At 73.9% G+C, this 10,311-nt stretch carries 12 protein-coding genes and 1 pseudogene; 8 read left to right on the top strand and 5 right to left on the bottom strand.

What is annotated here, in order from left to right; all coding sequences use genetic code 11:
- Positions 1–60: 60 nt before the first annotated feature.
- The gene (locus tag ACFPGP_RS17015) at positions 61–1,146 is read right to left on the bottom strand and encodes a hypothetical protein (RefSeq protein WP_378591972.1); all 1,086 of its coding nucleotides are present in this window, start codon (positions 1,144–1,146) and stop codon (positions 61–63) included.
- Between the two features lie 114 nt (positions 1,147–1,260).
- On the opposite strand from ACFPGP_RS17015, the gene ACFPGP_RS17010 reads away from it, so the two are divergent.
- From ACFPGP_RS17010 to ACFPGP_RS17000, 3 genes are all read left to right on the top strand, one after another.
- On the top strand, positions 1,261–1,431 hold the full coding sequence (locus ACFPGP_RS17010; RefSeq protein ID WP_378591971.1) for a DUF5302 family protein: 171 nt from the start codon (positions 1,261–1,263) through the stop codon (positions 1,429–1,431).
- A gap of 27 nt (positions 1,432–1,458) precedes the next feature.
- The gene (locus ACFPGP_RS17005; protein ID WP_378591970.1) at positions 1,459–2,220 is read left to right on the top strand and encodes a sulfotransferase family 2 domain-containing protein; all 762 of its coding nucleotides are present in this window, start codon (positions 1,459–1,461) and stop codon (positions 2,218–2,220) included.
- Positions 2,221–2,284: 64 nt separating this feature from the next.
- On the top strand, positions 2,285–2,818 hold the full coding sequence (locus tag ACFPGP_RS17000) for a MaoC family dehydratase (protein WP_378591969.1): 534 nt from the start codon (positions 2,285–2,287) through the stop codon (positions 2,816–2,818).
- Positions 2,819–2,825: 7 nt separating this feature from the next.
- On the opposite strand, the gene ACFPGP_RS16995 is transcribed toward ACFPGP_RS17000, so the two are convergent.
- Positions 2,826–3,554, bottom strand: coding sequence for a hypothetical protein (locus ACFPGP_RS16995; protein WP_378591967.1), 729 nt, complete (start codon positions 3,552–3,554; stop codon positions 2,826–2,828).
- Positions 3,527–4,819 carry an MFS transporter gene (locus ACFPGP_RS16990; RefSeq protein ID WP_378591966.1) on the bottom strand — a complete coding sequence of 431 codons (1,293 nt, stop codon included), beginning with the start codon at positions 4,817–4,819 and terminating at the stop codon, positions 3,527–3,529. Before ACFPGP_RS16990 ends, ACFPGP_RS16995 begins: the two co-directional genes overlap by 28 nt.
- On the opposite strand from ACFPGP_RS16990, the gene ACFPGP_RS16985 reads away from it, so the two are divergent.
- Genes ACFPGP_RS16985 through ACFPGP_RS16975 form a run of 3 tightly spaced genes read left to right on the top strand, consistent with a single transcriptional unit; the run spans position 4,818 to position 7,016 of the window.
- On the top strand, positions 4,818–5,456 hold the full coding sequence (locus ACFPGP_RS16985) for a DUF6758 family protein (protein ID WP_378591964.1): 639 nt from the start codon (positions 4,818–4,820) through the stop codon (positions 5,454–5,456). The two genes, ACFPGP_RS16990 and ACFPGP_RS16985, sit on opposite strands and share 2 nt — an antisense overlap.
- 58 nt (positions 5,457–5,514) lie before the next feature.
- Positions 5,515–6,402 carry a PHP domain-containing protein gene (locus tag ACFPGP_RS16980; RefSeq protein ID WP_378591963.1) on the top strand — a complete coding sequence of 296 codons (888 nt, stop codon included), beginning with the start codon at positions 5,515–5,517 and terminating at the stop codon, positions 6,400–6,402.
- Positions 6,399–7,016 carry a MarC family protein gene (locus ACFPGP_RS16975; protein WP_465263269.1) on the top strand — a complete coding sequence of 206 codons (618 nt, stop codon included), beginning with the start codon at positions 6,399–6,401 and terminating at the stop codon, positions 7,014–7,016. Before ACFPGP_RS16980 ends, ACFPGP_RS16975 begins: the two co-directional genes overlap by 4 nt.
- 259 nt (positions 7,017–7,275) lie before the next feature.
- On the opposite strand, the pseudogene ACFPGP_RS16970 reads toward ACFPGP_RS16975, so the two are convergent.
- Positions 7,276–7,965, bottom strand: a pseudogene (locus tag ACFPGP_RS16970) (PIG-L deacetylase family protein); the annotation flags it as partial.
- 35 nt (positions 7,966–8,000) lie between these two features.
- Positions 8,001–8,753 (bottom strand): SDR family NAD(P)-dependent oxidoreductase, encoded by a 753-nt coding sequence (locus tag ACFPGP_RS16965; RefSeq protein WP_378591962.1) that lies wholly within the window; start codon positions 8,751–8,753, stop codon positions 8,001–8,003.
- 60 nt (positions 8,754–8,813) lie between these two features.
- On the opposite strand from ACFPGP_RS16965, the gene ACFPGP_RS16960 reads away from it, so the two are divergent.
- Together ACFPGP_RS16960 and ACFPGP_RS16955 are read left to right on the top strand one after the other, a co-directional pair.
- A complete protein-coding gene (locus tag ACFPGP_RS16960) occupies positions 8,814–9,608 on the top strand; it encodes a ParA family protein (protein WP_378591960.1) in 795 nt (264 codons plus the stop codon).
- Positions 9,605–10,258 (top strand): L,D-transpeptidase, encoded by a 654-nt coding sequence (locus tag ACFPGP_RS16955; protein WP_378591959.1) that lies wholly within the window; start codon positions 9,605–9,607, stop codon positions 10,256–10,258. The genes ACFPGP_RS16960 and ACFPGP_RS16955 overlap by 4 nt, the downstream gene beginning before the upstream one ends.
- Positions 10,259–10,311: the final 53 nt, after the last annotated feature.

Here is a 10,311-nt window from a genome sequence, read left to right as displayed (position 1 = left end):
TTCGGAGGTTCTCGTTCGTTCAACCAGGCTCGCCGCTACCAACGTCCTGGCCGGGTACATCTAGTCCGGGCTCCCGCGCCGGGCGCGGCGTCCCTTGCGTACCTCGGCCCGCAGTGCCCGGAGCTCGTCGCGCTGGTCCATGGCCCGCAGCAGCTGCTGGCTCAGCGCCCGCACCGACACGTCGGCGACCTCGTCGCCGGTGACGTCCGCCGGGCTGCGGCCCTCGGGCCGCGGCCCGGGGAGCAGGTCGTCGAGGTCGCCGACCACGTGCCACGGGCGGGCGCGGAGGTCCGCGACCGCCGCCTCCGCCCGGGCCACGACCCAGGCGTGCATCTCCGGCGACAGCGTGAACCGCTCCCCTGGACCGCTGGACACCAGCACCTGACGGGTGAAGTGGCCCTTGAGGAAGCGGACCGTCTCCAGCGTGCGCCGCTCGGGCGGCATCGTGGCGTGGATGCGGCGCAGCACCTCGACCTCCCCGATGCCCAGCGAGTCGTTGCTGCGCTCTGCCGCGGCGTCGAGGCCGCTGGGGTCGACCCCCGTCAGCTCGCACATCCGCGTCCACAGCCACTCGCGGGGGGCTCCGTGGCCGGGCAGCACGACGAGGTGGGTGCGTTCGCCCGGGAGGCCCTGGCTCCAGCGCCCGAGGAGCGCGGGGACGTCGTGGTGGGTCCAGAACTGGCCCGCCGGCTCGCGCTCGGCCGCCCGCCAGTACTCCTCGAAGGTGACGGCGGAGCCCTCCTTCACCTCCTGCTGCCAGGCCGAGGGGAGCTGCCGGCCGAGGTCGCGCGCGGTCACCACGGCGTGCACCTCCTCGCTGACGCCCTCGAGCCGCCGCAGGGCGCGGTCCGCCTGGCCGGGGTCGGCGCGGGAGAAGAGGTCGTGGCTGATCAGCACGTCGCCCGGAGCGGCGGCCGCCTCGGCGACCACGCGGTCCCAGGTGCCGCGCTGCTCCGGAGTCATCAGCGCCAGCACGTCCTCGCGCTCCACCACCTCGCTGGCGGCGTGGTAGTGCGTGCCCTTGCCGTCGCCGGGCAGCAGCAACCCCCGGCGCGCCAGGGCGTCGTGGTTCTGCCACCACAGCGACCGCAGGTACGACGTACCGGACTTCATCGTGCCGACGTGCAGGAACAGGCGTTGCGCCACGAGGGCTCCCTTCGCTCGCCGCCGACGCTATCGGCTCGATCCGTGACCCCGGTGGTGGCAGGGTGGGGGCACGGGGGCGGTGGCACAGTCGCACCCACGACCCAGGAGGTGTTCGTGAACGAGGACCTGAAGGCCAAGATGCGCGAGGCGCTCGACAAGAAGAACGCGGGCGACAAGGGCGTCAAGGAGGACGGGCCGGTCCGGGAGAAGGCCCACGGCGCGGAGGTCGAGGGCGGCGCGGCGCCGAAGCTGCACCGGCGGAAGGCGGGCGGCGGGGGTTCCTGACACCGCGTGGTGTTAGATTCCCCGCTCGTGACGGACATTGTCGGGGGAGAGGGCGCGAGCCTGCCCGAGGAGGACCGCGAGCCTCCGCGCATCCCGCCCTCGGTGCTGACCGCCCCGCGCCAGCACCCCAAGGTGCTCACCCAGGAGTCGCAGGCGGCCCTGCGCCAGCTGCGCCGCCGGGCCCGCGCGTCGGGGGCGCTGTCGCCGCTGACCTACAACCTGACGATCAGCCACACCCACCGGTTCATCTGGTTCCGCAACGCCAAGGTGGGCACCCGCACCGTCCTGAACTTCCTCGACGAGCACCACGGCGAGGAGGGCCTGCTCGTCCTGTCGCGGGTGCCCTACCCGACCGCGGTCTTCCGCGACTACTTCAAGTTCGGCTTCGTGCGCGACCCGCTCGACCGCTTCATCTCGGCCTGGCAGGACAAGGTGCACCAGCAGAACCACTTCCACTTCGCCCCCGACGAGTGGGAGCGGATGAAGACCATCGAGCACTTCGCCGCCTGGGTCGCCGAGCAGGACCTCCGCGACCTCACCCACACCGACCGCCACATCGCGCTGCAGTCGCGGCTCATCGACCTCACCCAGGTCGACTTCCTCGGCCGGATCGAGACCTTCGCGGCCGACTTCAGCGAGGTCTGCCGCCGGGTCGGCGTGGAGTGGCAGGAGCCGGAGCGGCGCAACCAGTCCGAGCCCCGCGGCGTGACCCGTGACAACGCCTCGGACGAGCTGCGCTCGATCGTCGAGGAGAAGTACCGGCGCGACTACCAGGTCTTCGGCTACTGACGGGTGACGGATCCCACGGCGGCCGGGGTTCCGGCGCGCCCGCGCCGACCGGCACGATGAGGCCATGCAATTCGGGCGCAGCTACGAGGAGTTCGAGGTCGGCGCGACGTACCAGCACTGGCCGGGCAAGACGGTCACCGAGTACGACGACCACCTGTTCTGCCTCCTGACCATGAACCACCACCCCCTCCACCTCGACACGCACTACGCGGAGGAGACCACCCAGTTCGGCAAGAACGTGGTGGTGGGCAACTACGTCTACTCGATCCTCCTCGGCATGTCGGTCCCCGACATCTCGGGCAAGGCGATCGCGAACCTCGAGATCGAGTCGCTGCGCCACGTCGCCCCGACCTTCCACGGCGACACGCTCTACGGCGAGACCACGGTGCTCGACAAGTGGGAGTCGACCTCCAAGGACGACCGCGGCGTCGTGCACGTCGAGACCATCGGCTACAACCAGGACGGCAAGGTCGTGTGCATCTTCCGCCGCAAGGTGATGGTGCCCAAGCAGAACTACCTCGAGGCCCGCGGCGGCGAGCAGCCGGGGCGTCCGGTGCCGCAGCCGGACAAGAACTGGCCGGGGCCGCAGGGCGGCTGAACCGACCTCACCGCCCGCCGGGGGGGACGCACCCGGTGGAGGTCAGCGCGGCGTTGAGGCGCTCCCAGGCGTCGGGGAGCGTGGCGTCGCGGTCCACGTGGGCGCCGGTGTTCCCGTCGTACCCGTGCAGCTCGACGTAGCCGCCGAGCTCGCGCAGCAGCACCACGGCGGTCGGCCAGACCGGGTCGACGTCCACGGGTGCGTCCGGGAACGCTGCGCGGACCGCCTCGAGATTGGCCCGGTGGTCGCCGCCCTGACGGTTCTGCGAGCGGCGGTCGCCGGCGTACGACGCGAACCACGCGATCGTCGGCCGGGTGCCGACCGTGCCGGAGTCGAAGAGCACGGTCAGCGCCTCCTGGCAGGTCGTGCCCGCCTCGAGCACGACCTGCGTGTCGCGCGGCAGCCAGGCGAGCCGGCCGTCGACCAGGACGAGCGCGTCGCCGTTGTACGAGCCCCCGACCGGGATGCTGCGGACGGCGTCGGCCTGCGTCACCACGGCGTCGTCCCAGAACCAGAACTCGGCCACCGACCGCCGGTGCCGGGGGAGCCAACCCCTCAGGTGGTCAGGATCGACCAGGTCGACCTCGCCGCACCAGCCGCCCCTGCCGAGCGTGCTCAGGGCGCGGGTGTAGTCGGCGGGCAGGGTCACGCCGAGCTCGACCTCGAGACGCCGCACCTCGTCGACGGGGACGAGCTCGGCGTCACGGGTCACGACGTAGGGGTCGAGGAAGTCCATGTCTGCCTCCCGGTGGCGAACGCACGGGCCAACGGCAGGATCAGCAGCACCAGCACCATCGGGACCGCGAACCCGATCCGCAGGTTCCCGGCGCCGACGACCCCCGTCAGCACGGCGCCCAGCAGGGCGCCGACGTAGTTGAACTGGTTGAAGCGGGCGATCACGGCGTCCACCCGCGCCTGACGGGCACCGGGCGTGTCGCCGCCGTCGGCCAGCCCGTCCCCGGCCGCGCCGGCGATCCGGGCCGCGGCGGAGAAGCTGAGCGGCGCGATCACCGCGACGCCCACGCCGAGCAGCGTGAAGCCGACCACCGCGACCTCCCAGGTGGGCGCGAAGACCACCACCGCGAGGGCGGCCGACGCGAGCAGTGCGCCGACCCGCAGCACCAGCACCGCGCCCCACCGCGCGACCAGCCCGTCGCCGGCGAGGCGGACCACGCCACTGGCGACGAGGTAGGGGAACGTCGCGAGCGCGACCAGCCCGGAGGGGGTGGAGAAGGTGGTGTCGAGGTACGTCGGGCCCCACGTCGCCGCGGCCGTGTCGACCATGTAGAAGATCACCAGGGCCGCCCCGACCAGCAGGATGGGTCGCCAGGGCACCACGACCGCGTCGGCGTGCAGGGTCTCGCCGTGGTCGCGCTGCACGAAGGCGCCGGCGACGGGCAGCAGCGCGAGCACCGGCACCAGCGCCAGCACCGCGGCCCCCTGCAGCGGGAAGTTCGGGGTGAGGAGGGTGAGCGCGGCGCCGACCACGCCGCCCGCCGTCCAGGCGCCGTGGAACGACGGCAGGATCGGCCGCCCCAGCCGGTGCTCGAGCGCGACCGCCTGCATGTTGCTCGTCGCGTCGACCACGCCCAGCCCCACGCCGTACAGCGCCATGCCGGCCACGAAGACGCCGACGGCGGGCGCCAGCGCGAGCACGGGGACGCCGAGCGCGAGCAGCGCCAGCCCACTGCGCAGCAGGGTGGCACTGCCGCTCCGCTTGACCAGCTGCTCGGCGAGCACGGAGCCGACGCCGGCGAGCAGCACCATCATCAGCAGCAGCCCGGACAGCTCGATCTCGGAGAGGTGCCACCGGTCGGAGAAGTCGGGCAGGCGCGTGGTGAGGCTGATGAAGACGAAGCCCTGGGTGGCGAACGCCCCGGCGATGGCCGGCCGGGCGGCGGAGCTGAGCACGATGGGCATCCTGACACGGCGGGGGCATGCCCCGTGGCCGGTCCGGAGGACCCTTGACGCCCCGGGGTGGCGCCACCACCGTTGACCCATGTCCCTGACCGCCTCCTGCCCCCGCTGCCGCGAGGGGCTGGAGGGAGCCGTGGGCGGCGCCTGCCCCGTCCACGGCGTCCGGACACCGTTGTGGGTGCCCGACGAGGTCTCCTACGACGGCTTCACCGAGCACCTGCAGGCGGCCGGCGACTTCCCGACCTACCTGCCCTGGCCGATGAGCCCCGGCTGGGCGGTCGCGGACTTCGGGGTGGTCGCGAGCACCGACCCCGACGGCAGCGCGGCCGCCACCGTCACCTGCTCGTCCGGCACCAGCGAGCTCGACGGGCCGGTCGACGTCTTCGTGGTCGCCGAGGAGGCCGGCGTCGGCCTCGGAGCGCGGTGCGCGGGGCTCGTCGGCGACGACCCGGGCGCGGACTTCCGGACGGTGCCGCCCGAGGTCAAGGTGCGCATCGGCGCCCAGTCGGTGCCCCTGTGGGCGGTGTCGACGAGCGACAGCCGGGGCGACCTCGACCGCAGCGTGGTGGTGGGGGAGTTCGCCGGTCGCTGGCTGTGGATCGTGCTGCGGCCCGCGTCGGCGGTGCTGCTGCTGCGCGACGACTGGATCCTGCGCGACGTCTCCGGGGTGGGTCCACCGCTGGTCGAGATGCCCTTCGGGGGGCCGCGGCCGGCCTGGTGAGCGGGCTCACCGCGGCGCGGAAGCGGCCCGCCGCCGCCGGGATCCCTAGCCTTGCTCCGTGCGCATCGACCTCCACACCCACTCGCGCGCCAGCGACGGCACCCAGACCCCGGCCGAGCTCGTGCGCGCGGCGGCCGACGCGGGGCTCGACGTGGTCGCGCTGACCGACCACGACACGGCCGCGGGCTGGGCCGAGGCCGCCGACGCTGCCCGCGAGGCGGGCGTCGCGCTGCTCCCCGGGATGGAGCTCAGCAGCCGGCACGCCGGTCGCGGCGTGCACCTGCTCGCGTACCTGCCCGACCCGACCTACCCGCCGCTCGTCGAGGAGATCGGCCGGATCATCGAGGGCCGCGACGGGCGGGTGCCGGAGATGCTGGAGCGGCTGCACGCGCTCGGCGTCGAGGTCGACGAGGCGGACGTGCGGCGCGCCGCGGGCGACGCCACCGCGACCGGCCGCCCGCACGTGGCCGACGCGCTGGTCGCGCGCGGGGTCGTGGCCGACCGCGACGAGGCCTTCGAGCGCTACCTCACCGCCGGGCGGCCGGCCTACGTCGACCGCTACGCCGCGCCGCTGACCCGGCTGCTCGGCATCGTCGCCGCCGCCGGTGGGGTCAGCGTCGTGGCGCACCCGTGGGGCCGGCACGAGCGCTCCTCGCTCGACGAGTCCACGCTGGCCGAGCTCGCCGGCCTCGGACTGGCCGGCGTCGAGGTCGACCACCAGGACCACACGCCCGCGGACCGCGACGCCCTGCGCGCGATCGCCCGCAACCTCGGGCTCGTCGTCACCGGCTCCAGCGACCACCACGGCGCCGGCAAGGTCGACCACGAGCTCGGTTGCCACACCACCGCCCCCGCGGAGCTGGAGCGCCTGCTCGAGCTGGCCACCGCGGCGGCGGCGCGCTCCGGACGCGACGTGCCGACGGTCGTGGGGGTGGTGCGGTCGTGAGCGCGGTGCTCGACACGGTGCTGCTGGTCGAGGTGTTCGTGACGCTCTTCGTGATCATGGACCCGGTCGGCACGGTGCCGATCTTCCTGTCGCTGACCAGCGGCCGCTCGCCGTCCAGCGCGCGCCGGGCGGCCTGGCAGGCGGTCGCCGTGTCGTTCTTCGTGATCACGGTCTTCGCGTTCTTCGGCCAGCAGATCCTGTCCTACCTGCACATCTCGCTGCCGGCGCTGCAGGGCGCCGGTGGCCTGCTCCTGCTGCTGGTCGCCCTCGAACTGCTGACCGGCAAGGAGCAGGAGCCGACCGCGACCGTGAACACCAACGTCGCGCTGGTGCCGCTCGGCACGCCGCTGCTCGCCGGTCCCGGCGCGATCGTGGCGACGATGCTGTTCGTCCAGCAGGTCGACTCCGCGGCGACCTTCGTGGCCGTCGCCCTCGGCGTCGTCCTCGTGCACGCGGCCCTGTGGGTGGCGATGCGCTACTCGCTGCCGATCCTGCGACTGATCCGCGAGAGCGGCGTGCTGCTGGTCACCAGGATCGCCGGTCTGCTCCTGTCGGCGATCGCGGTGCAGCTGATCGCGGACTCCGTGCGCGCGTTCATGGCCGGCGAGGGCTGAGCGGGTCGTCGGCCGGCAGCCTGCTGGCCGGCCGGTCGCCGGCGACTGCTCGGGTCATCGCACCGCGGCACCCTCCGGGGCCGCGCTGGAGCGATGAGTGCAGGTGCACCAAACGCTCCAGCGCGCGACGGGCGGACTTCCCGGTGCCGGGCAGCGGGGCCTGGTCGGCGGGGGAGGTCCGCGGCGCGGTCGGGCAGGGCTCGCCGTCGACGCAGCCCGGCACCCCCGTGCTGCGCTGGAGCGATGAGTGCATGTGCACCTATCGCTCCAGCGCGCGGCAGGCGTACCACTCGGTGGCGAGCAGCCGGGCGCGGTCGGCCGCGGAGAGCTGCGCGATGACGCCGGGCAGGGCTCCTCGCCCGACCTCGCTGCGGTGGGCGAGCACGGCGGTGACCTTGGCGTCGAGCCAGGGCGTCACGTCGAGGGTCGTGGTGACGTCGTCGTCCGGCACGCTGTGGACGGCCCGTCGGCTGCCGAGGAGGTCGAGCAGCGGCCCGACCGCGGAGTGCGGGTGGGTGGCGAGCCAGAGCTCGCGCGGGCGCCAGGGCTCCCCGGCGTCCGGGTAGAGGTCCAGCCCGGCGGCCTCGACCGCCAGCAAGGTGACCCGGTGCGTGTGGAGGTGGTCGGGATGCCCGGTCAGCCCGCCGTACGCGTCCTGGGTGACCACGACGTCGGGCCGCACCTCGCGCACGTGGGCGACCAGGCGCCCGACCGCCTCGTCGAGGGGCACGTCGAGCCAGCGCGAGCAGCCCGGCGCCGACTCGGGCACCCGGGCGTCGGCGTAGCCGAGCAGCCGCGGCGGGTCGGCACCGAGGGCCGACAGCGCCTCCGCGAGCTCGGCTGCCCGGGCGGTGCCCCCGGCCCAGGTGGCGGTCACGACGGCGGCTCGACCGCCCGTGGCGACGTGGCGCGCGACCAGACCACCGGCCGCCAGCGACTCGTCGTCGGGGTGCGCGAAGACCCCGAGGAGGCCCGGCGCCGGCGCTACTTGCGCCCCATCGACTGCAGCCGCTGGCTCAGGCGGCTCGGGACCAGCCGGGTCAGGGCGACGATCGTCTTGTACTGGGCGCCGGGGATCGAGTAGACGCGGCCCTTGTCGAAGTCGGCCAGGGCCTTGTCGACCAGGAACTCCGCGTCCATCCAGAGGAAGCCGCTGCCGCGGCGCACGCCCATCCGCTCGTGGAACTCGGTCTGGGTGAAGCCGGGGCACAGCGCCATCACGCGGATGCCCTGGGAGCGGTACTCGTTCGCGGCCCACTCGCTGAAGCTGTTGACCCACGCCTTCGCCGCCGAGTAGCTCCCGCGCGGGAGGAACGCCGCGACGCTGGAGACGTTGATGACCCCGCCGCTGCCGCGTTCGGACATCGGGCCCAGCGCGGCGTGCGAGAGCCGCATCACCGCGGTGACGAGCACGTCGAGCATCGCCTGCTCGGCCTCCACGTCGTTGTCGAGGAAGCGCCCCTTGAGGCCGAACCCCGCGTTGTTGACCAGCAGGTCCACGGGGCGGTCGCGGTCGGCCAGCCGCGCCTCCACGCGCGCGAGCTCGGCCCGGTCCGCGAGGTCGGCCGGGAGCACCTCGACCTCCACGCCGTACGTCGTGCGCAGCTCCTTGGCGACCTGCTCCAGCCGCTCGCGATCCCGGGCGACGAGCACCAGGTCGTGGCCGCGGGCGGCGAGGCGGGTGGCGAACACGTGACCGATGCCCGCGGTGGGGCCGGTGACCAGGGCGCACGACATGCGTCCATCGAAGCGGTGTCGCCCCGATTCGCACAAGTTCGTCGTGCATGATGGACAGCGATGTCCACCACGCTCGCCGTCGCCAACCAGAAGGGTGGCGTCGCCAAGACCACCTCCGTCGCCTCGATCGGCGCGGCCCTGGCCGAGCTCGGCCAGTCGGTCCTGCTCGTCGACCTCGACCCGCAGGCCTGCCTGACGTTCTCGCTGGGCATCGACCCCGAGGACCTCGAGCTCTCGATCCACCACGTCCTGACCAAGGGTCTGGACCCCTCCGAGGTCGTCATCAGCACCGACGACGGCGTCGACCTGCTGCCGGCCACCATCGAGCTCGCCCGCGCCGAGGCCGACCTGCTCACCCGCACCGGGCGCGAGCACGCCGTGCGCGGCGCCCTGGAGCAGCTCGCCGAGGGCGGCACGACCTACGACTGGGTGCTGCTCGACTGCCCGCCCTCGCTGGGCGTGCTCACCGTCGGCGCGCTGACCGCCGCCGACGGCGTCCTGATCCCGCTGCAGTGCGAGACCCTGTCGCACCGCGGCGTCGGTCAGCTCCTCGACACCGTCCACGACGTGCGCCGCTTCACCAACCGCGACCTGGTCGTCTGGGGCGTCCTGCCCACGCTCTACGACGGGCGCACCAACCACGCCCGCGCGGTGCTCGAGGCCATCTCGGAGACCTACGACCTGGCCGTCGTGGAGCCGCCGATCCCCAAGACCATCAAGTTCGCCGAGGCGCCGGCCGCGGGCCGCTCGATCCTGGCGACCAGCCGGTCGAGCAAGGGCGCCAAGGCCTACCGCGAGGTCGCCGAGCGGCTGCTCCAGATCAGCGCCGACCCCCCCGGGGCGACGGCCCGGTGACCGCGCCCCGGCCCGCTCCCGTCCGCCCGCGCTACGGGCGGATCGGTGCGGCGTCGGCGTCGTTGGTGGTCACCCTCGTCGCGGCCCTCGGCGGGCTCGGCATGCTGCCGTCGGCCGCCGGGACGCCCGAGCGCGCCGCGGTCTCGCTCACCGCCGACCACCTGGGCCGCACCCCGACCTCGGCGGAGTCCGACCGTCGTACGCCGACCCCGGCGGGCGGCAGCGAGGCCCGGGCCGGTGCCGCCGAGGCGGCGCTCCCGGCGAGCTCCGGGCACGGCCGCCGCGTGGTCTTCTCGGAGTCGCGGCAGCGGGTCTGGCTCGTCGACCGCGGCGACGAGGTGCTGCGCACCTACCCCGTCTCCGGCAGCCGCGCGGACAACCTCGACCCCGGGACCTACGAGGTGTGGTCGCGCTCGGAGGACGCCCTCGGCATCGACGGCTCCACGATGCGCTGGTTCGTCCGCTTCGCCCACGGCGAGAAGGCCGCCATCGGCTTCCACGACATCCCGCTGCTCGACGGCGAGCGCGAGCAGACCGTCGCCCAGCTCGGCACCCCCCAGTCCCACGGGTGCATCCGCCAGCGGACCCCCGACGCCAAGGCCCTGTGGGACTTCGCGCCCCTCGGCACCACCGTCGTCGTCGTGAATTGACGCTGACCCGCCGTTAACCAACGGCGGGTCAGCGGGCAGCTCGTCGCTGAGCT

The sequence above is a fragment of the Nocardioides taihuensis genome (assembly GCF_042657275.1).
Lineage (GTDB): Bacteria > Actinomycetota > Actinomycetes > Propionibacteriales > Nocardioidaceae > Nocardioides > Nocardioides taihuensis.
The sequence above is the reverse complement of the archived record's forward strand: the minus strand, read 5'-3'. Positions and strand labels throughout refer to the sequence as shown.